Below are 23,626 nucleotides of genomic sequence, written 5' to 3' on the forward strand. Positions count from 1 at the left end.
TATCCCGCTGCGCAATCCATGTGATTCAGTTAACATGCATTAACGCAATGGCTTGCATCGAGGAGGATGGATGGACATCAAGGGCGCGGTGGCACTGGTCACCGGCGGGGCGTCGGGCCTGGGGGCTGCGACAGCGAAGAGACTGTTCGACGCCGGAGCCTCCGTGGTGCTCGTCGACCTTCCGTCCTCGGCGGGCGACGCCGTTGCGGCGGAGCTGAACAGCTCCGGCTCGGGCTCCAAGGCAGTGTTCGTCCCCGCCGACGTGACCGATGAAACCCAGGTGCAGGCCGCCGTCGACGCCGCCACGGGAGTGGGACCGCTGCGCATCGTGGTGAACTGCGCCGGCGTCGCGACCCCGGGCAAGGTGCTGGGCCGCGACGGCGTGCTGCCGCTGGAGGCATTCAACAAGGTCATCCAGATCAACCTCGTGGGCACCTTCAACGTCATCCGGCTCGCCGCCGCCGCCATGGCCTCCACCGAGCCCGTATCTACGGAGCTTGGCGGCCCGGAGCGCGGCGTCATTATCAACACCGCCTCGGTGGCCGCGTTCGACGGGCAGATCGGCCAGCCCGCCTACGCCGCGTCCAAGGGCGCCGTCGCCGCAATGACCCTCCCGGTGGCCCGGGAACTGGCGCGCTCGCTGATCCGGGTCATGGCCATCGCCCCGGGCATCTTCGAAACCCCCATGCTGGCCGGGCTCCCGCAGGACGCCCAGGATTCCCTTGGCCAGCAGGTCCCGCACCCCGCCCGTCTCGGCCGTCCCGCCGAGTACGCCAACCTCGTGGCACACATCGTGGAGAACGCCATGCTCAACGGCGAAACCATCCGCCTGGACGGCGCCATCCGGATGGCCCCGAAATGAGCCCGGACAACACGGAACTCGCTGGGTCTCTGCCTTCGGCAGATTTCTTCGACTTCGAGTCCCTGCTCAGCGTCCAGGAACAGCGCAAGCTCCAGGAAGTGCGCGAGTTCCTGGCCGCGGAGGTCGCGCCCTACGCCAACGACTGGTGGAACAAGGCCGAGTTCCCCACGCACCTGCTGCCCAAGCTCGGCGGGCTTCGGCTCAGCACCCCCACCCACCGCGGCTACAGCAACCTCTTCGCGGGGCTGGTCATCGCCGAAATGACCCGCGTGGACACCTCGATCGCCACCTTCTTCATGGTTCACCACGACCTCTTCGTCGAGTCGCTCTTCGAATTCGGGTCCAAGGAACAGCAGGACCGCTACCTCGACGACGCCTCCAACCTCCGCACCACCGGCGCCTTCGCGCTGACCGAACCGGAGCACGGATCGGATGTGGCCGGCGGCCTGCAGACCACCGCGCGCCGGGTTGCCGGAGACGGGACTTCCGGAACAGCCGACGACGGCGGCGGGCACTGGGTGCTCAACGGCGCCAAGCGCTGGATCGGGAACGGGACGTTCTGCGACCACATGCTGGTCTGGGCCCTCGACGAAGCGGAGCTCGACGCCGGGAACAAGGTGATCAGGGCCTTCATCGTGAACGGCAATCTCCCCGGCGTGATGCGCAGCAAGATCGAGAACAAGATCGCGCTGCGCACCGTGCAGAACGCCAACATCACCTTCAAGGACGTGCGGATCGCCGAGGCGGACCGCTTCGCCGGGATCAGCAGCTTCACCGACACGAATTACCTGCTGCGCGGTTCGCGCCTCATGGTGGCCTGGCAGGCGGTGGGCCAGCAGCTGGCGGCGTTCGACGTCGCCCGGCAGTACGCCTTGGAACGTATGCAGTTCGGCCGCCCGCTGGCCAAGTTCCAGCTGATCCAGCAGCAATTGGTGGACATGCTCGGCAATGCGGTGGCGAGCATGGGCATGATGGCCAGGATCGCCCAGCTCCAGGAAGATGCCTATGTCGACGCGAAGGGGGAGCGGCACGGCGGGGCGAGCATGGCTCAAGTGGCGTTGGCCAAGTCCTACTGCAGCGCACGGATGCGGGAAACGGTTGCGATGGGCCGGTCCATCCTGGGCGGCAACGGCATCATCACGGACTACCGGATGGCCAAGATCTTCGCCGACGCCGAGGCCATCTACACCTACGAAGGATCCTTCGAGATCAACTCGCTGATCGTGGGCCGCAACATCACGGGGGTGTCCGCGATCGTGTGAAAGCCGTAACCTCAGGCGTGGCGCGGAGCGAAGGTCTCCACGATGGCCACCACACCGAAGGTCCCCAGCACGGTGCCGGTGACGCGGTCGATCCAGCGGCGGAACGATGCACCCTGCAGCCACTTCCGGAAGAACTGGGCTGCCGAAATGATGACCGCGAACCACACCACGGCCTCGAGGTTGCTCACCACGGAGAGCAGCAGGCCCATCCAGACGGCTGGCACGCTGGGCACCAGGAACTGCGGGATGACGGCGATGCAGAACATGCCGTATTTCGGGTTGAGCAGGTTGGACACGAAGCCCTTCAGCCAGGTCCGGCGCAGCGGCTCAAGGCTCAGGTGCGGCAAGGCACCTGGCGGGAGTTCGGCGTCGGACTTCTTCAGGGAGGCGCGCCAGAGCCCGATCCCCAGCCACAGCATGTATGCGGCGCCGCCCAGTCGCAGCACATCGTAGGCCACGGTGGAGACTGTCAGCAGCGCGGAAACCCCGGTGGCCGCGGCGGCGCCCCACACGAAGGCCCCGGCGATCATCCCGAAGGACGCCATGTAGGCGTGGCGGCGGCCCTGGGCGATCGAATACCGCAGCACCAGGGCGGTGTCCGTGCCCGGAATGACGGTGATGAGGGCGGCGATCGCCGCGTAGCCGAGGAGGGATTCCTGAAGGTTCACCCTCCAAGAATAAGGGCGCTCAGATCACCCGCCCGGACGGCAGCTTTTCGCCTGCCTCCACTGCCACGTCGATCGAGTTTCCGACGACGGGCATCGGGCAGGTGCCGTACGGCGTGAAGGCGCTGGGGTAGTTGATGGCGCGGTTGAAATCGACCACCACGGACGCTGTTCCGGAAGCATCCACGCGCGGGCGCGGCACGAAGACCTTGCGCCATTCGTCCGTGGTGTTGCCGTTCGTCTCGTCGTGGAAAGTGACGTTGAGGGCGCCGAGCTTTTCCTCTTCGGCGTGCAGCCGGACCTCGTGCGGAAGGCCGGGCACCCGGAACACGAGCTCGCCCACCGAGCGGTGCACGCCGTCCACCAGGGGATTCGCCGTGCTGATCGGCACATCCACGGGTTCCGGGTAGGCCTCGAAGCGGCCAGTGACCACCCAGTCCGGGTTGTAGTCGAAAGTGGGGACGCCGTCGAACTCCGTGAGCACGGGCGAGGCGTCGTCCCGGGTACGGATGGCGTACTTGTCGGCGCGCATGGCCAGTTCCACCACCACCTGCTTGCCGTCCGGGCCGCCGTACTGCACCCACATGAGGGATTCCTCGTCCTGCAGCACGGCCGTGATGGTGCCGTCCACCGGCTCGCCGGTCTCCACGAGCGTGAGGCCATCGGCGGCGCTGGCGGTGAGGGTCGCCGTCGTGCCGTCCGTGGACCAGAGCCCCGGGGCGAGTTCGACGGCGGACGGCTGGGATTCCAGCCACTGGAACGACGTGAGCGTCAGCCAGCCGTGCGGGCTTGCGAGGGCGGTGTTGCGGCTGCTGCGGAACCGCTGCCACCGTTCGATCTGGGCCTCGGCGGGTGCTGTTGCGGTCATGGTTCCTCCGGTTGGTATCAGTCTGCTGCCTTCAACCATGCACCGGATGGTGGCATTCCCGCCAAGCCGCCGGAAACGGCCGTGGTGAAGCGGCGTCCCCGGGCGTACGCTCGGGAGCATGGGGATTGATGCGGTGGTGACCGGGCTGCTCTGTGTGGGCGTGGTGCTCGCGGCGATCTGGGCCGGGACGCGGATGGTCTCGCGCGGCGGCCTGGCGAAGGGAGCCGCCGGCACGTTCGCGAGTGTGCTGGGCATGATCGATCCGGCCACCGGTGCGCCGACGAAGGTCGAGGCTGCAGCGGCACGGGAGGATATGAAACAGAAGAGGCACGAGGTGTATTCGGAAGGCCCGGGCGGGCACGGTGTGGACCTCGCCGGCGGGCAGGTTGTCCTGCCGCAGGTTCCCCGGCGGGCCGCGGACCCGGTGGTCTGACCACGGGGCCTGACCACCTTACGAGACACATTGGGGCGGCCCGGATCCCTGCGGGTAGGATTTTCGGGAACCAGTAATCCGGCTCACAGTATCCAGCGCAGTGTACGGGCCACCACCCATGTCCAGAGGTACTTTTCTTATGGTTGACACTGCACATTCAAGCGCCGATCTTGCCGCGGAGCTCCGGGCGGACGTCCGCCGGGTCTCCACGCTCCTTGGCGAATCGCTGGTCCGCCAGCACGGCCCGGAGCTGCTGGCCCTCGTGGAACAGGTCCGCCTGCTCACCAAGGAGTCCAAGGAAGCCGCCCGCGGCGGTGCCGATGCCACCGGTCCCTGGAGCGCGCACGACGTCGTCGCCCAGGTCCGCGAACTGCTCGCCTCCCTGCCGCTGGACGAAGCCACCGAACTGGTCCGCGCCTTCGCCTTCTACTTCCACCTCGCCAACGCGGCCGAGCAGGTCCACCGCGTCCGCGGGCTGCGCACCCGCAAGGAAAAGGACGGCTGGCTGGCCCAGGCCGTCGCCGACATCGCCGGCGAGGCCGGCCCCGGGGTGCTCCAGGACGTCGTCAACGGCCTGGATGTCCGCCCCATCTTCACCGCGCACCCCACCGAGGCCTCGCGCCGCTCCGTGCTGGACAAGATCCGGAAGCTCTCCGACCTGCTGGCCGAACCCACTGCGGAAGGGACCTCCGCCCGCCGGCGCCAGGACCGCCAGCTTTCCGAAATCATCGACCAGATGTGGCAGACCGACGAACTGCGCCAGGTCCGCCCCACCCCGGTGGACGAGGCCCGTAACGCGATCTACTACCTCAGCAGCATCCTCAGCGACGCGATGCCGGAGATGCTCACGGACCTCTCCGAACTGCTGGCCGAGCACGGTGTCAGCCTGCCCGCACAGGGTGCCCCGCTGCGCTTCGGTTCCTGGATCGGCGGCGACCGCGACGGCAACCCGAACGTCACCGCCGCCGTCACCCGCGAAATCCTGCAGCTGCAGAACCAGCACGCGGTGCGCCTCAGCATTTCCCTGGTGGACGAGCTCATCTCCGTCCTGTCCAACTCCACCGCGTTGGCGGGTGCCGAGCAGGAACTGCTGGACTCGATCGCCGTCGACCTCAAGAACCTTCCCGGCCTGGACAAGCGGATCCTGGAACTCAACGCCCAGGAGCCGTACCGGCTCAAGCTGACCTGCATCAAAGCCAAGCTGATCAACACCGGCCGCCGCGTGGCCGCCGGCAGCTACCACGAGCCCGGCCGCGACTACGCCACCACCGCGGAGATGCTCAGCGAACTCGAACTGCTGGAAACCTCCCTCCGGAAGCACTCCGCGTCGCTCGTGGCGGACGGTGCCCTGGCCCGCGCCCGCCGCACCCTCGCCTCCTTCGGCCTGCACCTGGCCACCCTCGACATCCGCGAGCATGCCGACCACCATCACGACGCCGTCGGGCAGCTCATCGACCGGCTCGGCACCGAGGGTCCCTACGCGGAGCTCAGCCGGGAAGAGCGCTTCAAGCGCCTGAGCGTCGAACTGGCGTCCCGCCGCCCGCTCTCGGGCCACCCGATCAAGCTCGACGGCGGCGCTGACGGCACGTACGACGTCTTCCGCAGCATCCGCCACGCCTTGCAGACCTACGGGCCGGACGTCGTCGAGACCTACATCATCTCCATGACCCGCGGCGCCGACGACGTGCTTGCTGCCGCGGTGCTGGCCCGCGAAGCCGGCCTTGTGGACCTCTTCGGCGCTGCCCCGCACGCGAAGATCGGCTTCGCGCCGCTGCTGGAAACCGTGGAGGAACTGCGGGCCTCGGCCGAAATCGTGGACCAGCTCCTCTCCGACCCCTCCTACCGGGAACTGGTGCGCCTGCGCGGGGACGTGCAGGAAATCATGCTGGGCTATTCGGACTCCAACAAGGAATCCGGCGTGATCACCAGCCAGTGGGAGATCCACAAGACCCAGCGGAAGCTGCGCGACGTCGCCGCCAAACACGGCGTGAGCGTGCGCCTGTTCCACGGCCGCGGCGGCTCCGTTGGCCGCGGCGGCGGACCCACCTACGACGCCATCATGGCCCAGCCCAACGGCGTCCTCGAAGGCGCCATCAAGTTCACCGAACAAGGCGAGGTCATTTCGGACAAGTACTCCCTGCCGGAGCTGGCCCGGGAAAACCTGGAACTGTCGCTGGCCGCCGTCATGCAGGGCTCAGCGCTGCACCGCACCCCGCGCACCTCCGAAGACCAGCGTGAACGCTACGGCGAAGTCATGGAGACCATCTCCGACGCCGCCTTCGACCGCTACCGCTCCCTGATCGACGACCCCGAGCTGCCCGCCTACTTCCTGGCCTCGACGCCGGTGGAGCAGCTCGGTTCGCTGAACATCGGCTCGCGCCCGTCCAAGCGCCCCGATTCCGGCGCCGGGCTGGGCGGCCTGCGCGCCATCCCGTGGGTGTTCGGCTGGACCCAGTCCCGCCAGATCGTGCCGGGCTGGTTCGGCGTGGGCTCCGGCCTGAAGGCTGCCCGCGACGCCGGCCGCAGCGCCGAACTGTCCGAGATGATGGACCGCTGGCACTTCTTCCGCTCCGTGATCTCGAACGTGGAGATGACGCTGGCCAAGACGGACATGGACATCGCCGGCCACTACGTCTCCTCCCTGGTCCCGGCTGAGTTGCACCACCTGTTCAAGGCGATCCGGGCGGAGTACGAGCTCACCGTGGCCGAGGTGGAGCGGCTCACCGGCGAGTCCGAGCTCCTCGAAGCCCAGCCCACCCTGAAGCGGTCCCTGGAGATCCGCGACCAGTACCTCGATCCCATCAGCTACCTGCAGGTGGAGCTGCTGCGCCGCGTCCGTGAGGCCTCCATCTCCGGGGCTGAAATCGACGAACGCCTGCAGCGTGCCATGCTCATCACGGTCAACGGCGTGGCCGCGGGCCTGCGGAACACGGGGTAGTTTCCGGGGCCGGACGCGGTGCGCCGGGTTCGCCGTGGTCCCGTCCGCCGTGGTCCCGTCCGCCGTGGTCCCGTCCGCCGGGCAACGGCCCTCCGGCGTCGCTTCGACACGGCCGATATGCGCCGCGCCGGTCGCTGAGCGACCTTTGCGTCGCGATCGACCGCGAGGCGCTCCTTTCCGGAGGTCCGCGGCCCGTCTCGTGCGTTGCTCGCCTTTCTGTAGGGTTGATGGGTGCCGTCTTTCCAAGCCAAGTTGAAGATCACCGGGCTCCGGCCGGGCAATGAGCCTGAGTCCGTCATGGCTTCGGCCATCGAGGCTTTGGAGACGCGGCACCATGTGGAATCGGATCAGCTGGGCATCGTGGGCGGAGTTCCGCAGATCGTCGTGCGCTTCCTCGTCGAGGCGCGCGACTACCAGGGCGAGAACAGCGAAGCCCGCCTCTCGGCCGAGATGATGCGCGACGCCGTCGAACGCGTTGCGCTGACCGGTTCCCTGTCCGTGCTGCGCCGCAGCCGCGGCAAGTGGATGCCCGTGTGAGAAAGAGCGAACGCCATGACTGCCCTTGACCCTGCCCTGAAACTGGACACCCTGCCGCAGATGCTCCTCGATGTGGGCGCAATTGAGCGCAACATCGCCATCAAGGAAGCCTGGACCCGGGACCACGGCATGGTGCTGGCTCCGCACATCAAGACCACCATGACCGCGGAGATCGTGCGGCGGCAGCTGCCCGGGTGTTGGGGCGTCACCGTGGCTACCACCGCCCAGGCCGCGAAGGCCGTTGAGTGGGGTGCGTCCCGGATCCTGATCGCCAACGAGGTGCTGTTCCGCGGCCACCTCGAACAGCTGCGCTCCATGCTTGTCGCGACCCGGGAGCTGGAAATCTACGCGCTGGTGGACTCGGCGGCGGGCGTGGCCGCGGCGGCGGATGTCTTCCGCGGGGCCGGGCGGCCGCTCAGGGTGCTGGTCGACGTCGGGATTTCCGGCGGCCGCACCGGCATCCGCACGTCGGAGGAAGCCGGGCCCCTGGTGGCGCTGGTTTCCGAGGCCGACGGGCTGCTCCTAGCCGGCGTCAGCGCCTACGAGGGCGTCGCGCCGAACGTGCGCACGGAGGAGAACCTGGCCGCCGTCGACTCCCACTGCCGCATGGCGCGCGACATCTTCGAAAGCCTCTCCTACCAGGTTGAACAACCCGTCTTCACGGTGGGCGGGTCGGCGTTCCAGGACCGCGCCGCGATGTTCCTGCCGGACGGCGCCGTGAACGTGCTGCGCTCGGGCTGCTACGTGGTGCACGACCACGGCACGTACGCCGGCGTGTCTCCGGTTCCCGGCCTGCAGGCGGCCGCGGTGGTCCGCGCGCTGGTGGTGTCCGCCCCGGAGCCGGGCCGCGTGATCCTGAATGCCGGCAAGCGCGAGCTGGCGTACGACGCCGGGCTGCCGGTGATCGTCGCGCACCACCGGGGCGGGGAGCTGCTTTCCGGCGGGGCGGTTTCGGCGGCCACTCTCACCAAGCTGTTCGACCACCACGCGATCGTCGATGACGCCCACGGCTACGAGGTCGGGGACACCGTGGACCTGGGCATTTCGCACCCGTGCTCGGTGTTCGACCGCTGGCGCAAGGTCGTCGCAGTGGCGGCGGACGGCGTTGAAGTCTGGAAACCGGCCTTCTAGGAGCTGCGGCGCTGAAAGAACCCGCCCAAACGTGGGTTACACGACGAAGTTTGAGCCGGTTTTCTGCGTTTCCAGGGGTGTTTTCGCTAGGCCGTGGTTTCCGGAGGGGCCGGCGGCTCGTCCACGGGGGAGCGGTTGCCGCGCTTGCGGGTGACGACCACGCCCACCACGATGCCGATCACCAGGCCCACGCCGACCCCGATCAGGGAGCTGGCCCAGAACGGCAGCTTGGTGGTGGAACCGGCGAAGTAGCCGAGGCCGGTCTGCCAGAATGCCCACAGCACTCCGCCGAGCGCGGCGCAGAGGCTGAACCCGCGGGCGGAGACGTCGGCGATCCCGGAGGCGGCCGACGTCGCGAGCCGTCCGCCCGGGATGAAACGGGCGCCGATGATCGCGCCGTAGGTGGAGGAACGGCCGGCCCGGGCGATGGCTTCGTGGATTCCCCGGTGTACCCGGCGGCCCCATTTCCAGCGGTCCAGCACATGGCTGAGGCGGCGCTTGAAGAGCTGGAACACCAGGATGTCGCCCAACCAGGACGCGGCCGCCGCCAGCAGGCCGATCAGCCACGGGTTTACAGTGCCTTCGGCGGCCAGCGCCCCTCCGGTGATCACGGCCATTTCCGAGGGGATAGGCGGGAACACGGCGTCGCCAAGGACGAGGGGGATGATCCACAGGTAGATCGCCCCTCCCCAGCCTTCCGCCGTGCTCAAGTCCATGCGCACAAATTACCGCACTCCAAGGGTGCCCGCGGTGGAAGACTGGGGACATGCGGATTGAACTGGTTCAAGGGGACATCACCACGCGCGCGGTGGACGCGATCGTCAACGCCGCCAACTCCTCCCTTCTCGGCGGCGGGGGAGTGGATGGGGCCATCCACCGGGCCGCCGGGCCGGAGCTCCTGGCGGCGTGCAGGGAACTTCGGCGCACGGAACTGCAGGACGGGCTGGCGGTGGGTGCCGCCGTCGCGACCCCCGGATTCCGGCTCCCCGCCCGCTGGGTCATCCACACCGTGGGCCCGAACCGGCACGCCGGGCAGACGGACCCCGCGCTGCTCGCGTCCTGCTTCCGGGAGAGCCTGGCCGTTGCCGAGACGCTCGGCGCTGCTTCCGTGGCGTTCCCCGCCGTCAGCGCCGGCGTGTACGGCTGGGATGCGCGCGAGGTCGCCGAAACAGCGTTCGACGCCGTCAGCTCCTTTGCCGCCTCGCGCCGGGACAGCGGGGTGGAACTGGTGGAGTTTGTGCTGTTCAGCGGCGCAATGCTGCAGGCCTTTCGGGAAGTGCGGGAGGGTTGAGGGGCGCGGATTCCCGGGTGCGTAACGCCTACACGGCACGCGCTGACGAGTACGCCGGGCTCTTCGGCTCGATCGATGCAGCGCATCCTGAAGACCGGCGCCTCGTCGGCGAATGGGTGAGGGGGCTGAAGGGGCCGGTGCTGGATGCGGGGTGCGGCCCGGGCCAGTGGTCGGACTTCATGGCGGGTCATGGGGCCGAGGTTGAGGGCATCGACCTGGTGCCCCGGTTCATCTCGCACGCCCGGACGCGGTTTCCCGCCGTGCCGTTCCGCGTTGGCTCCTTGCTGAACCTCGGCGTTCCGGACGGCCGCCTGGCGGGAATCCTCTCCTGGTATTCGCTGATCCACCTCGCTCCCGAAGACCTGGCACCGGTGCTGCGGGAGTTCGCCCGTGCCATCGCTCCCGACGGCGGGCTGCTCCTTGGCTTCTTCGAATCGGCGGAGCTGCGGCGGTTTCCGCACGCGGTGACGGACGCATACTCGTGGCCAAAGGAGCGGATTGCCGCCCTTCTTGAGGCCGCCGGATTTACCGTTGTCGAGAGCTATTCGAGGACCGATCCCGGGCACCGGCCGCACGGCGCGATCGTTGCGCGGCGGGTCAACCGGCTGCCCGGAACGGGGCGGTAATTCCGGAGTTTCCGTAGTTCGTTGTGGCCGTCACGCCGCCGTCTTAAGATCAAAAAACAGGGTCCCGGCTCTCCCTGTCGGGGCCGAGTTTAGGGAGGTACGTGATGTTGATCGAAGACGTCCGGAAGCTGGACGACCAGGGCCTGGCAGCCTGGGACCAGCACAACGCCGATGACTTCGCCGGCATGTTCGCCGACGATTTCACGCTATCGGACGTGACACTGCCCGAGGCCCTTCATTCGACGGACCAAGTGCGGCACTACATGGAATCGTGGTTCACCGCGTTTCCTGACATGCATGTCCGCAGCATCAATCGCGTGGTGACCGAGGATGCCGTGGCTGCAGAGATCGAATTCACCGGCACGAACACGGGGCCCCTCGCGTTTGGCGGCATGGAAATGCCTGCCACGGGAAAGACCGTCAAGGGCAGCGGCACCTATTTTGTGTCAGTACGGGATGGAAAGATCACGTCGTTCAGTGCCCATCCTGACGTGGCTGCGATGATGGCCCAGCTGGGGATGATGCCGGGCATGTAGCGGTCGGGCCCGGCCCGTGTTTCAGGCGCGCGTTTCAGGCGCGCGCCTCAAGTACGGATTTCAGGGTGTCGAGTTGCCCGACCTCCGACTCCATGGTCTTGGTGATCATCGATCCCATCAGCTTCATGAGTCCCTTCGGCTGAAGATCCAGCGCGAAGCGCACCGTGGTCCGGCCCTCCTTCTCTTCCAGGGTGAAGGATCCGCTCGGGCGGGCCGGACCGGCAGTCACCCGGAATTCGAGGCGTTTGCCGGGCTGGGCCGCGGTGATCTCATAGTCGCCGGCGATCGGGCGGCCTCCGGGACCCGTCAAGGTCTGGGAGTACACGGCGCCCTGGGTGCCCGCTTGCCCGCCGGCGAGGGCAACTTCCCGGACTGCCGGACGCCAAAGTTTGTTGTTCAAGCCATCCGCCAGGAAAGCGTAGACATCATCTGCGGTGCGGTTGATCGTGACTTCGTTTTCTGCGTGGGCCATTGGATTCCTTTGCCAAACGGACTGCCGGCCGCAACCGCGGGCCGGCGAGACAGAGTCTATACGGCGGCCTGCGCGAGGTGCCGTTTCAGCTGGGCCGAGCGCGGCGCGTCAGCTTTCCACGGCGCGGCGGCGGCCTGCCTGCGGGGCTGCCTCAGCCTGCCTGCGGTGCGGCGCTTCCCGCCGTCGTCGTCGTCGCATGCGCGTGGCTGGACCCTGACTTTTCATTCAATACTCTTGCGGAGGGACTTCCCTGGCTACAGCGCTTCGCTCAGTTCCAGCCGGCTGCGGTACTCCACCGGCTGCTTGCTGATCGGGTCCACGAAACGGATGCCGCGGGCCAGAAGCTGCAGCGGCTTGTCGTAATTGTCAGGCGCCTTGTCCAGCAGTTCCGGGTAGAAGGCGTCGTTCACGATCCCCAGCCCCAGCGACGCCATGTGCACGCGCAGCTGGTGGGTCTTTCCGGTGTGCGGCTCCAGCCGGTACAGGGCGCGGCGGCCGGCCGCTCCGCCGTCGAACGTTCTTATCTGCTCGATGCGCGTCTCGGTGTTCGGCTCGCCCTCAACCACCTCGGCAAGCAGGTAATCGCGCGACTTGACCATCCGGTTGCGCACCAGCGCGGGGAAGCCGACGGCGGGATGTCCCGGCGCGGGTTCGGCGGCGGAGACGCACTCGTACTCTTTCTGCACCTGGCGTTTTTCGAACAGCACCTGATACCGGCCGCGGGTTTCCGGATTGGTGGAAAGCAGCAGCACGCCGGCGGTCATCCGGTCGAGGCGGTGCATCGGGATGAGGTCCGGCAGGTCCAGTTGGTTCCGCAGCCGCACCAGCGCGGTTTCCTGGATGTAGGTGCCGCCCGGAGTGGTCGGCAGGAAGTGCGGCTTGTCCACCACCAGCAGGTGCTCGTCCTGGTGCAGGATGTTGATCTCCACCGGCAACGGCGTCTCCTGCGGGAGCGTGCGGTAGTACCAGATGAAAGTGTGGTCATCGAGCCTCGTGTGCCGGTCCAAGGGTACGCCGCCCTCGCCCACGATCTCGCCGGCGTCGAATCGGTCCTCGATGCCGCGGGGATCGATATGGCCCCAGCGGTGCATCATGTAGTCCATTGCGGTGTCCCACGGCCCTTCGTCCGGAAGGCGCAGGCGGGTGGCGTTCACGCCGTCGCGCACGGGAAGGGGGGATTGCATCACCGGACAATTCTACGCGGGCGGCCCGGGTCCGCTCGCCGGTTCCGCGCCGCCCTGTAGCCTGCCCGCTCCGCCTGCCCGCGCGTAGGCTGGCCGCATGACTGCTTTCCGAATGGACCACGTAGGCATCACCGTGCAGAATCTCGACCAGGCCATTGCTTTCTTCGAAGCCCTGGGCTTCGGGGTGGACGGACGTTCTGAGGTCGGCGGGCCCTGGGCTGACCGGGTCAACGGCCTGGACGGGACCCGTGTGGACATGGCGATGGTGAGTCCGCCGGGCGAAGGTGGCCCAAAGCTGGAGCTCACCCGGTTCATCTCCCCGGATCCCGTGGGGGAGACGGACCGGCCGGTGAACTCCTTCGGCTTCACCCACGTCTGCTACCAAGTGGAGGATGTGGACGCCGTCATCGCCCGGGCGCGCGACGCCGGCTACGGACTGATCCGGGAACTCGTGCACTATGAGGACGTGTTCCTGCTGGCATACATCCGCGGGCCGGAGGGCCTGATCGTGGAAGTGGCGCAGGCGCTGTAAGCCCCCAGGCTGCGTGAGCCGCCAGGCTGTGTGGGCCCGCATGGTGTCCGCCATTTAGACGGTTCCCGCACCACAAGACGGTGGCCGCCGTCGTGTGCGAAGGGAACCGTCTAAACGGGCGTCGGAATCCGACGGAAAAAAAGTTCTTGACAAAAAAAGTTGTCGGTAGGCATGATGGACGCATGTTGGACATCGAAGTGATCGAGGACCCCGCCGCCGCGGAAGCGTCGCTGGATCCGATCCGCACCCGCATCCTCCAGGAGCTCGTCGAGCCCGCCTCGGCCACGCAGCTGGCAGCCAAGGTGGGCCTGCCACGGCAGAAGGTGAACTACCACCTCAAGGCCCTCGAAGGCCACGGGCTGGTGGAACTTGTGGAGGAGAGGAAGAAGGGCAACGTCACCGAGCGCATCCTGCGGGCGACGGCGGCTTCCTACCTGATCTCGCCGGTCGCCCTGGCCTCGGTGGCGCCTGACCCGCGGCGCTTCGCGGACCGTTTCTCCGCGTTCTGGTTGCTGGCACTCGCCGGCAGGACAGTGCAGGAGATGGGCAAGCTCATTGCGGGCGCCGCGGCGGCGAAGAAGAAGCTGGCGAGCTTTGCGATCGACGGCGAAATCACCTTCCGCACGGCCGCTGACCGGGCCGCCTTCGCCGAGGAGCTCGGTGTCGCGGTGACCCGGCTCGTGGACAAATACCACGACGGCGGCGCGGCCGGCGGAACCGCGGCCGGCGGACGCAAGCACCGGCTCGTCGTCGTCCTTCACCCCGCACTCAAGACTCCCCAGGAACTCAAGGAAAAGGACTAAGGCAATGACTGGAAAGCGCGATTTTGAAATCGTCTTCGACGGCGAAATCCCGGCCACCCCCGAACGGGTCTGGGAAGCCGTCACCAACGGCACCTCCGCCTGGATGTTCCCCACGGACCAGTGGCCCGCGGTCAGGACTGTGGAGGAGTACCCGAACCACCTGGTGAGCCGCATGGACGGCCCGGACGGCTGGTTCAACCAGCTGGAGCACGTGCTGGAACCGCTGGACGGCGGCGGGGCCAGGCTCCACTACGTGCACAGCGGCATCTTCGAGGACAACTGGGACGAACAGTACGACGGCGCCAGCAAGCACACCGCCTTCTACCTGCACACATTGGGCCAGTACCTGCAGCATTTCGACGGCAAGCCCGTGGTCTTCACCGACATCCAGGCCCCGGCGGCGTCGCAGACTCCCGACGGTTTCGTCCGGCTCAAGAAGGCCCTCGGCGTCGACGGCGTGGCGCAGGGTTCCCTGGTTGAGGTGGACGTCGACGGCGTCGGGGACCTGAGCGGCGAGCTCGATTTCTCCAACGAGCACTTCCTTGGCCTGCGCACCGGTGACACCTTGTACCGCTTCTTCGGCCGCAACTCCTTCGGCGCCACGGTGGGCATGACCGTGCACGATTTCAGCGGCAGCGGCGACTCCGAAGCCACCGCCGAGGCCTGGGGCACGTTCCTGGAGAAGGTGTACGCCTAGAAATCAAGAATGCGAGGCCCGCTCTACGTTCTTTGGCCCATGGAAAGGACGTAGAGCGGGCCTCGTAACGCCGGGGAGCCTAGGCGATCGCCGCGGCCTCCGGTTCCCTCAATGTCCGGCGAAGCTGCGGCGCGGCGTCCAAGCGATCCTGCGCGGCACGCAGGGCGAGGACCGCCGTCGTGAGCTGCTCCGGCGGGAGGGTGAACGGCACCCGCAGGAAATGCTCGAAGGAACCGCCGACGCCGAAACGCGGTCCCGCGGCCAGCCGCAGCCCGAACTCGGGCGCCAGGACCGACAGGGCCGTGCTCGACGCCGCGGGCAGCCTGCACCAGACGGTCAGGCCGCCGCGGGGGCGTTCGAAGCTCCAATCGGGAAGATGCTCGGCCAGCAATCGAAGCAGGGTTTCGCGGTTGCCCCGCAGGGCCTCGAGCCGGGCGCCGAGCGGTTCGGCGAAGTCGCGCACCAGCCGGGCAGCGGCGAGCTGCTCGACGACGGGTCCGCCGAGGTCCATGGTGGTCCGGGTCGCCACGAAGCGGGCCAGAAGCCCTTCCTCCGCCCGGATCCAGCCTGTCCGCAGGCCTGCCCAATGGGACTTGCTGAGCGAGCCGATGGACACCACCGCGGGACTGAAAGCCGCGAGCGGTTTGGTGCTCACCCCGTCGAGATTCAGCGCACGCAGGGTCTCGTCCACCACGAGGACTGTCCCGGTGCCGGCCGCCTCCCGGACCAGGCGGCGGCGCTGCAAGTCCGACATCACGCGCCCGGTGGGGTTGTGGAAGTCCGGGAGCAGGTACGCCATGGCCGGGCGCTGCTGCCGCATCGCGGAAACCATGGCGTCGATGTCCCAGCCGTCTTTGGCGGGCAGCGGCACCGGAACTGTCCGTGATCCCGAGGCCCGGATGGCGTCCAGGGCGTTCGGGTAGCTCGGATGATCCACGAGCACCTTCTGCTGCCGGCCGGCGAGCGTGCGCAGGATGATGTTCAGTGCGTGCTGCGCGCCGGAGGTCACCAGGATCTGGGACGCCGACGTCGGAACGCCCGCTTCCGTGTAATGCGCGGCGATCGCTTCGCGCAGCACCGGGACACCGATGGGGTCGTAGCCAAAGCCCGGCAACAGCGCCGGCAGCTCGGTGAGGGCATCCGCGAAGGCCCGGTGCACCACTTCGCCTGTGGCCGGCAGTGAAGCGTAGGCGAGGTCCAGCACCCCGTCCGGGGCCACGATTCCCGGGGCCTGGGCCGGGGCCACGCGGTGCGGAAGCTGCGTGCGGGCCCGGGTTCCCTGGCCGCTGCTCAGGAAGCCCTGCTCGCGGAGGCCGGTGTACGCGGCGGTGACCGTGGTGCGGCTGACCCCGAGTGTCTGCGCCAGGGCGCGTTCACTGGGCAGGGCGACGTCCAGCGCGATGCGCCCGTCCAGCACCAGCAGGCGCACGACGTCGGCAAGCTCGCGGTACGCTGCCGACGCGCCGGTGTTCCAGGCGCCGAGGAGGCGGGCCAAGGCTGCGGAGCTCAAGGAGCCCGAGGGGTTCGATAGGGGGGTCACAAGACCAGTATTTCAAACTGGCTATGGAAAGCAATGCCAGTTCTCCTGAAAGATGGAGCCATGATGACCCGCAGAATCACCCAGCTCCTGATCGGCCTTGCGATGTACGGAATCTCCCTGGCCATGTTCATCAGGGCAAGCCTCGGCCTGGATCCCTGGGACGTGTTCCATCAGGGGCTCGCCGGGAAGCTTGGCTGGAGCATCGGCACGGTGGTGGTTGTCGTCAGCTTCCTGGTGCTGCTGCTGTGGATCCCGCTGCGGCAGATGCCCGGCTTCGGCACCCTCGCCAACGCCGTGCTGGTGGGCCTCTTCGCCGACCTGGGCCTGGCCCTGATCCCGGCCTTCTCACATCTTGGCGGCCAAATCGCCATGCTGGCCGGGGCGGTGCTGCTCAACGCCATCGCTTCCGCCTGCTACATCGGGGCACGGCTCGGCCCCGGCGCCCGCGACGGCCTCATGACCGGCCTTGCCCGGCGCACCGGCTGGTCCGTGCGCCTGTCCCGCACGCTGATCGAAGTGGTGGTGCTGGGCTCCGGCTGGCTGCTGGGCGGCTCAGTGGGAGTGGGCACCGTGGTCTACGCCTTGGCGATCGGGCCTTTGGTGCAGTTGCTGCTGCCGCTGTTCGTGGTGCCTGAAAAGGTTGCGCCTGCGAAGACTGTGCCGGAGAAGACTGTGCCCGTGAAGGACGTGCCGGAGGAGGTCAGTGCCTGAAGCTGGTCTTTCGCCGCAATTTCCTCCTTGCGACGCGGGAAATTCCAGGCGCACCTGGAATTCCCGCGTCGCACGGAAGGAAGCCTGTCGCAGGGAAGATCGCGCCGTCAGTCGCGGAGCGGGATGCCCTGGGCGTCCCTTTGGAAGTAAGTGGCACCGGCGAGGATCATGATGCCTTCGACGAAGCCCCAGAGGCTGGCAATTCCGCCAGTAACGAAGAACAGGACCAGCTGAATGACACCGATTGTGGTGTAACCCAAATAGAAGCGGTGGATACCGAGCCCACCCAGGAAGATCCCAAGCAAGCCAGCAGCAATCTTCGACTTAGGCTGCGGGTAGCCGTAGGCCGGGTTCGGCATCGCCGGCTGCGCATAGTACTGGGGCCGCTGCGCTTGGTATGGAGGCTGCTGGGGCATGCCGGGCTGGCCAGGGTACTGGGGCTGCTGCGCGTAAGGCTGCGGTTGGGTCGGGTACTGCGTCGGCTGGCCGTAGGGTGGCTGCGGCTGGACCGGAAACTGCGGGGGATTCTGGCCGGAGGCGTGGGAAGCCGCGGTCTGCCCGTAGCCTTCTTGTGGGTTCGTGTCCGGTGCCGGGGCCTGCTCGGGATTGGGCGTTGTCATGGTGATGCCTTTCGGGAGACGATCATGCAGCCACGGCGACCGGGCGGCAGCCATCGAAGACATCCCCAGAATCCATGTGCCATCACCATCTTGACGGACGCCGACGGATTTCCGCTATTGGGCACGGAATGTCCTCACGGCGCAGGCTGGCAGCTCGGGCAGAAATAGATGGTCCGTTCCTCCAGACCGGGGGATTTCCCGAGCGTTCCGCGCCGGATCGGTGTGCGGCAGCGCAGGCACGGCTGGTGTTCGCGCCCGTACACCCAGTAGCCAGGACGCAGCGCCCGCGGACCCAGCGTGGAGCGCGGCCCGGCCCCTAGGTTGGCCTCGAGCAGTTGCTTGGCATCGGCCAGGATCGCGGCGGGGTCAGGCACTGAAGCCACCGGAACAGCCGGATGGACCCTGGACAGGAAGCACGACTCGCAGCGGTAGATGTTCCCGATCCCGGCCACGTTCCCTTGGTCCAGGAGCGCCAGCCCGATAGGTGTTTCCGGCGACGCTTCCAGCCGCCGCAGTGCCTCAGCGGCATCCCAGTCCGGGCCCAGGAGGTCCGGGCCGAGGTGCCCCAGGACCCGGTCTTCTTCTTCGGTCCTGATGACTTCCAGGATGCCCAGGGAGAATCCGACGACGTCGGCCGAGGCCGTGCGCAGCACGCACCGGGCCGTGTGGCCGGGTTTCCGCCACTTGCCTCCCGGGGCATAGACCTGCCAGCTGCCCTCCATCTTCAGGTGCGAATGGATGGTCAGAGCGCGGCGCCAGTCGTTGGTACCGGATTCGCGAACCCGCATCAGCAGGTGCTTGCCCCGCGGCAGCACCTCCTCCACGGTCCAGCCCGACAGGTCCAGGGTGGCAAAGCGGGGCACCCTGAAGTCCGAGGACAGCAGCACCTTCCCGGCCAACGCCTGGTGCAGTTCCTTGGCGGCGCGCCAGACGGAATCGCCCTCAGGCACGGATCCTCAGGCCTTTCGGGGTGGAGTAGGCGCCGGCCGCGGCAAGTGCCTCGGCGATGGGCGTGCCCAGCAGGTCCTGGCCGTTGGCCTTTTCCATGATGAGTTTGTCCACGGCCCCGCGGCGCACCACATCCACCAGCGCCGCGGCGGCGGCCGCCAGCACGGCGCCGTCCTGGCTGAAGGTGAGCAGCGTCTTGCCGCCGCGTTCCACGTAGAGGGCCAGGGCGCCGTCGACCATCACTACCAGCGCCCCCGCCTTCCTGCCGGGGCGGTGCCCGGAGGCGGAGTCGGCGGGCAGGGCGGGCCAGGGCAGTGCCGCGCCGTAGGGGTTGGCGGGATCGGTGGCGGCCAGGGCCAGAGCGCTTGGCTCCTGCTTCTCCGAACGGGCGTCCTCGGCGAAGGAACGCAGCCGGTCCACGGTGGCGGGTACGGCGAACTGCGCGGCCCCGAGGTGTTCGATGAAATACCCGCGGCGGCAGCGCCCGGCTTCCTCCAGCCGGGCCAGCACCTTGTACATCAGCCCGAAGCCGCCCAGGATGTTCTCGGCCATCACCGAGCCGCGGGTGACCACGCCGTAGCGGTCCAGCATGAGTTCGGCGGTGCCCCGGGCGTGCAGGGTGGGGTCGAGCTCCGGCTCGGGGAGGGCGGACCAGCGGCCCACCGCCAGGGGCGGCGTCGCCGCGCCGCCGGGAAAGGCACCGCCGGAAAGCGAGCCGTAACGCCGCCCGCTCAAGCCGGACGAGCCGAAGCCGGTGTCCTCGCCGATTCCGTGCGCACGGCCGATCCGTCCCAGCCTGAGCGAACGTGCGCGCGGCGGACGGGCCACTTGCTTGTGGGCGGTCCTGCCGCCGGCAATCAGCGCCCGCACGGGTGCGAAGGTGTCGCCGGTGACCCGGCCAGCCCACACGAGGTCCCACAACGCGGCCACCACGGCGTCGTCGCTGAGCACGGCATCCATGCCGCCCGCGACGTCGGTGAGCTGGCGGAAGAAGTAGGCCCCGCCGCCGTCGCGCAGGTGCCCGAGAAGCCGAAGCTGCGCATCCGCCGGCTCGAACTCCGGGGCCGGATTCAGCGTCAGCTCGGCGGAGTCGGCAACGTGCAGGCTGATCCAGCCGTCGTTGCCCGGCAGCGAACCGGCGCCGGCCCAAAGCAGTTCGCCGGCCGCCATGAGCTCGTCCAGCATGGCCGGCTGGTAGTCGGCCACGCGGCTTGCCAGCACCAACGGCTCCCACGCCGACGCCGGAACCGGCACCCCGGAGAGCTGGTCCACCGCCGTCATGATGCCGTCCAGTCCGCGCAATGCCGAGCCCGCGGGGGACCTTCCGGGCTGGCGGACGTTCTGCCAATCGGGCAGGAACCGCCCGTACGCGGCGGCCTCCACCGGCTCGACCTCGGCCCGCAGGGCAGCCAGTGAACGACGCCGGAGCTTGCGCAGCACGTCCGCATCGCACCATTCGCTGGCAGGAGGCGGGAGCAGGGTCTCCCGCAGGGTTTCCGGCGCTTCCGGTGCCCCTTCGCTGCTGGTTGCAGGTGCCTCGGCCACCGGGTGCGGCCGGAACTCGCCTTCCACCACGCGGCCGTCGGCAGCGAGCCGCTTCAGCGCGGTACGCACGACGGCGGCCCCGAGCCCCAGCCGGGCGGCGGCCTCTTCCGCGGTGAACGGACCGTGGGTCCTTGCGTAGCGCGACACGAGATCGCCGAGGGGATCAGCCACCGGCTCGATGAAGGCCAGCGGGACGCCCATGGGCAGCGGGACCCCGACGGCGTCGCGCAGCCTGGCCGCGTCCTCGATGGCCGCATGGCGTTCCACCCCGCCCAGGGTCACGGTGAGCGCACGGTTGGCCCTGCGGAGGGCGGCGAGGTGTCCGGCCGCCTCTGTGATGCTGCCGTCCTCGAGGCGGGCGGCCACTTCCTCCGCGTCGAGGGGTCCGAGCAGGCGCAGCAGGTCCGCGACCCCTTCGATGCCGCGGACACGGCGGTCCGGAACAAGGCGCTGCAGCTCCAGTTCGGTGCTTTCGATGACCTTGGCGTCGAGCAGTTCGCGCAGCTCCACCCGGCCCAGCAGCTCGTTCAGCAGGGTGGAGTCGAGTGCAAGGGCGGCGGCCCGCCGTTCGGCCAGGGGGGAATCGCCCTCGTAGAGGTACTGGGCTACGTAGCCGAAGAGCAGCGACTTCGCGAAGGGAGAGGGCTGCTGGGTGGTGGTTTGTACCAGGCGTAGCTCCCGGCGTTCGATCGCGCCCGCAATGTCCTTCAGTGCCGGGAGGTCGTAGACGTCCTGCAGGCACTCCCGCACCGTTTCGAGCACCACGGGGAACTGCGGGTATTTCTTCGCCACATCCAGCAGCTGGGCCGAACGCTGGCGCTGCTGCCACAGCGGCTGCCGCTTGGCCGGGTTCTGGCGCGGGAGCAGCAAGGCGCGGGCGGCGCACTCGCGGAAACGGGAAGCGAACAGGGCACTGCCACCCACCTCCGCCGTCACGATCTGCTCAAGTTCCTCCGGCTCGAAGAGGAACAACTCCGCGCCCGGCGGCTCATCCTCCATCATGGGCACCCGCAGCACGATGCCGTCGTCGGCGGCCATCGCTGAACCGTCCAGCCCGTACCGCTGCTGCAGGCGCTGCCCGACGGCGAGTGCCCAGGGAGCGTGCACCGGCATGCCGAAGGGGCTGTGCAGCACCACCCGCCAGTCGCCCAGTTCGTCGTGGAACCGTTCGACGACGAGCGTGCGGTCGCTCGGGACCACCTCGGTTGCCTGCTGCTGCTCACGGAGGTACTGGAGCAGGTTGCTGGCGGCGAAGTCGTCCAGGCCGCTGGCCTTGACGCGCTCCAGCGCAGGTGCGGGATCAGACGCGGAAAGTTCGCGGACGAAGGCGCCGAGTGCCCTGCCGAGGTCCACGGGCCGGCCCAGGGAATCGCCCTTCCAGAACGGTAGCTTCCCGGGCTGGCCGAAGGCGGGCGAGACCAGGACGCGGTCGTGGGTGATGTCCTCGATTTTCCAGCTCGTGGCGCCGAGGGCGAAGATGTCTCCCACCCGGGATTCGTAGACCATTTCCTCGTCAAGCTCACCCACGCGGCGCCCGCCCTTGGGCGCCCTCGACGCCGTTCCCGCCTCCTGCCCGGCCTCGGAACCGGAGGCTACGGAACCGGCGGTGCCTTCGTTTTCCGTGCCGATGATGTAGACGCCGAAGAGCCCGCGGTCCGGGATGGTGCCGCCCGAGGTCACGGCGAGGCGCTGGGCGCCGGGCCGGCCTTCGATGGTGCCGGCATTGCGGTCCCAGATAATGCGCGGGCGTAGCTCGGCGAATTCATCGGACGGATACCGGCCGGAGAGCAAGTCCAGCGTGGCTTCGAAGGCAGAACGGGGAAGCGTGGCGAAGGGTGCCGAACGCCGCACCGTGGCAAACCAGTCTTCGACGTCGATGCTCCCCAGCGCAGCGGCAGCGACCGTCTGCTGGGCGAGGATGTCCAGGGGGTTCGCCGGGATGTGCAGGCGTTCGATTTTCCCGCTGAGCATGCGTTCCACCGTGACCGCGGTGTGGACGAGGTCCGCACGGTGCTTCGGGAAGAGCACACCCTCCGAGATTTCGCCCACCTGGTGCCCCGCACGGCCCACCCGCTGCAACCCGCTGGCCACCGACGGCGGCGATTCCACCTGGATCACGAGATCCACGGCCCCCATGTCGATGCCAAGCTCCAGGGACGAGGTGGCCACGACGCAGCGCAGCCGCCCGGACTTGAGGTCGTCCTCGATCATGGCCCGCTGGTCCTTGGACACGGAGCCGTGGTGCGCCCGGGCCAGCACCGGATCGGCGCCCCTGGTGCTGCCCGCCTGCGCCATCATGTGGGCAGGCGTGGCGGTGGACGTCCCGGCCGCGGCCCCCGAGGTCCCGGCACCTCCGGCCAAGGCAGGCTCCCCGAAATCCGGGACGAAACCGGCGGCATCGGGAAAGCCTTCGGAGAACACGTCCGCCGGCATGAGCTGGCGTTCGGCGTGGATTTCGTTCAACCGGGCCGTGAGGCGTTCGGCCAGCCGCCGCGAGTTGGCGAAGACGATGGTGGATTGTCTGGACAGGACCAGGTCAACGATCTTTTCCTCCACATGCGGCCAGATGGACGCCTGCGGCTGCAGGCCCGACGCCGGCCCCGAGTCGAAGGCCCCGGCCGCGCCTGCGAGGTCCGACATGTCCTCCACAGGGACACTGACGGCGAGCTTCCAGTTCTTGGTGAACGCCGGGGCCACGATTTCCACCGGCGCGGAGGACGACAGGAACTGGGCCACGAGTTCCCGCGGCTCCACGGTGGCGGACAGCCCGATCCGCTGGGCGGGCTTGGAAAGAAGCGCATCGAGCCGTTCCAGGGACACCGCAAGGTGCGCCCCGCGTTTGGTCCCGGCCACGGCGTGGACCTCGTCCACGATCACGGTGTCCACATCCGAGAGCGTTTCCCGCGCACGGGACGTGAGCATCAGGAACAGGGATTCGGGCGTGGTGATGAGGATGTCCGGTGGGTGGCTGAGCAGCGCGCGGCGCTCCGCCGTCGTCGTATCCCCGGAACGGACGCCGACGCTCACGATCGGTGCCGGCAGGCCCAGGCGCTTTGCGGTCTGCGTGATGCCGATGAGGGGTGAGCGGAGGTTGCGTTCGACGTCCACGCCCAGGGCTTTGAGCGGGGAAATGTAGAGGACGCGGGTCTTGCGTTTGGCCGCCTTGGTCTCCGGCGGATGGGGGACACCCGGTGCCAGCAGCTTGGTCGGTGCCAACAGCTTGTCCAGGGCCCACAGGAACGCGGCGAGCGTCTTGCCCGAACCGGTAGGTGCGACCACCAGGGCATGGGCGCCGGAGGAAATGGCCCGCCAGGCGCCGTCCTGCGCAGGAGTCGGTGCGGCAAACGCGCCCAGGAACCACTCGCGGGTGGCGCGGCTGAACGCCTCCATTACCCCGTTGCGCGGCTCCTCTTCCTGCATTCCTC

The 23,626-nt window shown here is 68.3% G+C and carries 22 protein-coding genes and 1 pseudogene; 13 read left to right on the top strand and 10 right to left on the bottom strand.

What is annotated here, in order from left to right:
* Window positions 1–70: 70 nt before the first annotated feature.
* Both ACNQPB_RS08030 and ACNQPB_RS08035 read left to right on the top strand, forming a co-directional pair.
* Window positions 71–862, top strand: coding sequence for a 3-hydroxyacyl-CoA dehydrogenase (locus tag ACNQPB_RS08030; protein ID WP_498750618.1), 792 nt, complete (start codon window positions 71–73; stop codon window positions 860–862).
* On the top strand, window positions 859–2,124 hold the full coding sequence (locus ACNQPB_RS08035; protein WP_498750620.1) for an acyl-CoA dehydrogenase family protein: 1,266 nt from the start codon (window positions 859–861) through the stop codon (window positions 2,122–2,124). The genes ACNQPB_RS08030 and ACNQPB_RS08035 overlap by 4 nt, the downstream gene beginning before the upstream one ends.
* A gap of 11 nt (window positions 2,125–2,135) precedes the next feature.
* Here the strand turns inward: ACNQPB_RS08035 and ACNQPB_RS08040 are convergent, their stop codons facing one another.
* Together ACNQPB_RS08040 and ACNQPB_RS08045 are read right to left on the bottom strand one after the other, a co-directional pair.
* Window positions 2,136–2,792, bottom strand: coding sequence for a LysE family translocator (locus ACNQPB_RS08040; RefSeq protein ID WP_498750622.1), 657 nt, complete (start codon window positions 2,790–2,792; stop codon window positions 2,136–2,138).
* A 19-nt stretch (window positions 2,793–2,811) separates the two neighbouring features.
* On the bottom strand, window positions 2,812–3,657 hold the full coding sequence (locus tag ACNQPB_RS08045) for a DUF1684 domain-containing protein (protein WP_498750624.1): 846 nt from the start codon (window positions 3,655–3,657) through the stop codon (window positions 2,812–2,814).
* A gap of 118 nt (window positions 3,658–3,775) precedes the next feature.
* On the opposite strand from ACNQPB_RS08045, the gene ACNQPB_RS08050 reads away from it, so the two are divergent.
* The 4 genes from ACNQPB_RS08050 (at window position 3,776) to ACNQPB_RS08065 (ending at window position 8,696) form a co-directional block, all read left to right on the top strand.
* The gene (locus tag ACNQPB_RS08050; protein ID WP_498750625.1) at window positions 3,776–4,090 is read left to right on the top strand and encodes a hypothetical protein; all 315 of its coding nucleotides are present in this window, start codon (window positions 3,776–3,778) and stop codon (window positions 4,088–4,090) included.
* A 139-nt stretch (window positions 4,091–4,229) separates the two neighbouring features.
* Window positions 4,230–7,028, top strand: coding sequence for a phosphoenolpyruvate carboxylase (ppc, locus tag ACNQPB_RS08055; protein ID WP_498750626.1), 2,799 nt, complete (start codon window positions 4,230–4,232; stop codon window positions 7,026–7,028).
* A gap of 231 nt (window positions 7,029–7,259) precedes the next feature.
* Complete coding sequence (locus tag ACNQPB_RS08060; RefSeq protein ID WP_498750627.1) at window positions 7,260–7,565, top strand: hypothetical protein; 306 nt, start codon at window positions 7,260–7,262, stop codon at window positions 7,563–7,565.
* A gap of 15 nt (window positions 7,566–7,580) precedes the next feature.
* Window positions 7,581–8,696, top strand: a complete 1,116-nt coding sequence (locus tag ACNQPB_RS08065; protein ID WP_498750628.1) for an alanine racemase — start codon at window positions 7,581–7,583, stop codon at window positions 8,694–8,696.
* An 86-nt stretch (window positions 8,697–8,782) separates the two neighbouring features.
* Here the strand turns inward: ACNQPB_RS08065 and ACNQPB_RS08070 are convergent, their stop codons facing one another.
* Window positions 8,783–9,412: a DedA family protein gene (locus tag ACNQPB_RS08070; protein WP_498750629.1), complete on the bottom strand. Its 630-nt coding sequence runs from the start codon at window positions 9,410–9,412 to the stop codon at window positions 8,783–8,785.
* Window positions 9,413–9,462: 50 nt separating this feature from the next.
* Between ACNQPB_RS08070 and ACNQPB_RS08075 the strand changes: the two genes are divergently transcribed.
* The 3 genes from ACNQPB_RS08075 (at window position 9,463) to ACNQPB_RS08085 (ending at window position 11,149) form a co-directional block, all read left to right on the top strand.
* On the top strand, window positions 9,463–9,987 hold the full coding sequence (locus ACNQPB_RS08075; RefSeq protein WP_498750631.1) for an O-acetyl-ADP-ribose deacetylase: 525 nt from the start codon (window positions 9,463–9,465) through the stop codon (window positions 9,985–9,987).
* Between the two features lie 17 nt (window positions 9,988–10,004).
* Window positions 10,005–10,613: a class I SAM-dependent DNA methyltransferase gene (locus ACNQPB_RS08080; protein ID WP_498750633.1), complete on the top strand. Its 609-nt coding sequence runs from the start codon at window positions 10,005–10,007 to the stop codon at window positions 10,611–10,613.
* Window positions 10,614–10,717: 104 nt separating this feature from the next.
* Window positions 10,718–11,149, top strand: coding sequence for an ester cyclase (locus tag ACNQPB_RS08085; RefSeq protein ID WP_498750635.1), 432 nt, complete (start codon window positions 10,718–10,720; stop codon window positions 11,147–11,149).
* A 34-nt stretch (window positions 11,150–11,183) separates the two neighbouring features.
* Here ACNQPB_RS08085 and ACNQPB_RS08090 read toward each other — a convergent pair whose 3' ends face one another.
* Both ACNQPB_RS08090 and ACNQPB_RS08095 read right to left on the bottom strand, forming a co-directional pair.
* Complete coding sequence (locus ACNQPB_RS08090; protein WP_498750636.1) at window positions 11,184–11,621, bottom strand: SRPBCC family protein; 438 nt, start codon at window positions 11,619–11,621, stop codon at window positions 11,184–11,186.
* Between the two features lie 254 nt (window positions 11,622–11,875).
* Window positions 11,876–12,805, bottom strand: coding sequence for an RluA family pseudouridine synthase (locus ACNQPB_RS08095; RefSeq protein ID WP_498750733.1), 930 nt, complete (start codon window positions 12,803–12,805; stop codon window positions 11,876–11,878).
* 97 nt (window positions 12,806–12,902) lie between these two features.
* Here ACNQPB_RS08095 and ACNQPB_RS08100 point away from each other — a divergent pair, with 97 nt between their 5' ends.
* From ACNQPB_RS08100 to ACNQPB_RS08110, 3 genes are all read left to right on the top strand, one after another.
* Window positions 12,903–13,337, top strand: a complete 435-nt coding sequence (locus ACNQPB_RS08100) for a VOC family protein (protein WP_498750638.1) — start codon at window positions 12,903–12,905, stop codon at window positions 13,335–13,337.
* Between the two features lie 182 nt (window positions 13,338–13,519).
* Complete coding sequence (locus tag ACNQPB_RS08105) at window positions 13,520–14,140, top strand: helix-turn-helix domain-containing protein (RefSeq protein WP_498750639.1); 621 nt, start codon at window positions 13,520–13,522, stop codon at window positions 14,138–14,140.
* Between the two features lie 4 nt (window positions 14,141–14,144).
* Window positions 14,145–14,837: an SRPBCC family protein gene (locus ACNQPB_RS08110; protein WP_498750640.1), complete on the top strand. Its 693-nt coding sequence runs from the start codon at window positions 14,145–14,147 to the stop codon at window positions 14,835–14,837.
* A gap of 79 nt (window positions 14,838–14,916) precedes the next feature.
* Here the strand turns inward: ACNQPB_RS08110 and yczR are convergent, their stop codons facing one another.
* Window positions 14,917–16,377 (bottom strand): MocR-like transcription factor YczR, encoded by a 1,461-nt coding sequence (gene yczR, locus ACNQPB_RS08115; RefSeq protein ID WP_498750641.1) that lies wholly within the window; start codon window positions 16,375–16,377, stop codon window positions 14,917–14,919.
* A gap of 60 nt (window positions 16,378–16,437) precedes the next feature.
* Between yczR and yczE the strand changes: the two genes are divergently transcribed.
* Entirely contained in the window at window positions 16,438–17,088 is a 651-nt protein-coding gene (yczE, locus tag ACNQPB_RS08120; protein WP_498750642.1) for a membrane protein YczE, read from the top strand.
* Here yczE and ACNQPB_RS08125 read toward each other — a convergent pair.
* The 4 genes and pseudogenes from ACNQPB_RS08125 to ACNQPB_RS08140 form a co-directional block, all read right to left on the bottom strand.
* A pseudogene (locus tag ACNQPB_RS08125) lies at window positions 17,034–17,162 on the bottom strand (hypothetical protein); the annotation flags it as partial. The gene yczE and the pseudogene ACNQPB_RS08125 sit on opposite strands and share 55 nt — an antisense overlap.
* Window positions 17,163–17,195: 33 nt before the next feature.
* Window positions 17,196–17,708 (bottom strand): TM2 domain-containing protein, encoded by a 513-nt coding sequence (locus ACNQPB_RS08130; protein ID WP_498750644.1) that lies wholly within the window; start codon window positions 17,706–17,708, stop codon window positions 17,196–17,198.
* Between the two features lie 134 nt (window positions 17,709–17,842).
* Window positions 17,843–18,658, bottom strand: a complete 816-nt coding sequence (locus ACNQPB_RS08135) for an Fpg/Nei family DNA glycosylase (RefSeq protein WP_498750646.1) — start codon at window positions 18,656–18,658, stop codon at window positions 17,843–17,845.
* Window positions 18,651–23,621 carry an ATP-dependent helicase gene (locus ACNQPB_RS08140; protein ID WP_498750647.1) on the bottom strand — a complete coding sequence of 1,657 codons (4,971 nt, stop codon included), beginning with the start codon at window positions 23,619–23,621 and terminating at the stop codon, window positions 18,651–18,653. The genes ACNQPB_RS08135 and ACNQPB_RS08140 overlap by 8 nt, the downstream gene beginning before the upstream one ends.
* Window positions 23,622–23,626 lie beyond the last annotated feature (5 nt).

It is taken from the genome of Curtobacterium sp. LFS079, assembly GCF_047977865.1.
Lineage (GTDB): Bacteria > Actinomycetota > Actinomycetes > Actinomycetales > Micrococcaceae > Arthrobacter.

Coding starts and splice junctions, on each gene's coding strand:
- ACNQPB_RS08085 (WP_498750635.1), top strand. CDS start 10,718: ATGTTGATCGAAGACGTCCGGAAGCTGGACGACCAGGGCCTGGCAGCC.
- ACNQPB_RS08070 (WP_498750629.1), bottom strand. CDS start 9,412: ATGGACTTGAGCACGGCGGAAGGCTGGGGAGGGGCGATCTACCTGTGG.
- ACNQPB_RS08075 (WP_498750631.1), top strand. CDS start 9,463: ATGCGGATTGAACTGGTTCAAGGGGACATCACCACGCGCGCGGTGGAC.
- ACNQPB_RS08100 (WP_498750638.1), top strand. CDS start 12,903: ATGACTGCTTTCCGAATGGACCACGTAGGCATCACCGTGCAGAATCTC.
- ACNQPB_RS08105 (WP_498750639.1), top strand. CDS start 13,520: ATGTTGGACATCGAAGTGATCGAGGACCCCGCCGCCGCGGAAGCGTCG.
- ACNQPB_RS08045 (WP_498750624.1), bottom strand. CDS start 3,657: ATGACCGCAACAGCACCCGCCGAGGCCCAGATCGAACGGTGGCAGCGG.
- ACNQPB_RS08140 (WP_498750647.1), bottom strand. CDS start 23,621: ATGCAGGAAGAGGAGCCGCGCAACGGGGTAATGGAGGCGTTCAGCCGC.
- ppc (WP_498750626.1), top strand. CDS start 4,230: ATGGTTGACACTGCACATTCAAGCGCCGATCTTGCCGCGGAGCTCCGG.
- ACNQPB_RS08095 (WP_498750733.1), bottom strand. CDS start 12,805: ATGCAATCCCCCCTTCCCGTGCGCGACGGCGTGAACGCCACCCGCCTG.
- ACNQPB_RS08050 (WP_498750625.1), top strand. CDS start 3,776: ATGGGGATTGATGCGGTGGTGACCGGGCTGCTCTGTGTGGGCGTGGTG.
- yczE (WP_498750642.1), top strand. CDS start 16,438: ATGATGACCCGCAGAATCACCCAGCTCCTGATCGGCCTTGCGATGTAC.
- ACNQPB_RS08110 (WP_498750640.1), top strand. CDS start 14,145: ATGACTGGAAAGCGCGATTTTGAAATCGTCTTCGACGGCGAAATCCCG.
- ACNQPB_RS08065 (WP_498750628.1), top strand. CDS start 7,581: ATGACTGCCCTTGACCCTGCCCTGAAACTGGACACCCTGCCGCAGATG.
- ACNQPB_RS08030 (WP_498750618.1), top strand. CDS start 71: ATGGACATCAAGGGCGCGGTGGCACTGGTCACCGGCGGGGCGTCGGGC.
- ACNQPB_RS08035 (WP_498750620.1), top strand. CDS start 859: ATGAGCCCGGACAACACGGAACTCGCTGGGTCTCTGCCTTCGGCAGAT.
- ACNQPB_RS08090 (WP_498750636.1), bottom strand. CDS start 11,621: ATGGCCCACGCAGAAAACGAAGTCACGATCAACCGCACCGCAGATGAT.
- ACNQPB_RS08130 (WP_498750644.1), bottom strand. CDS start 17,708: ATGACAACGCCCAATCCCGAGCAGGCCCCGGCACCGGACACGAACCCA.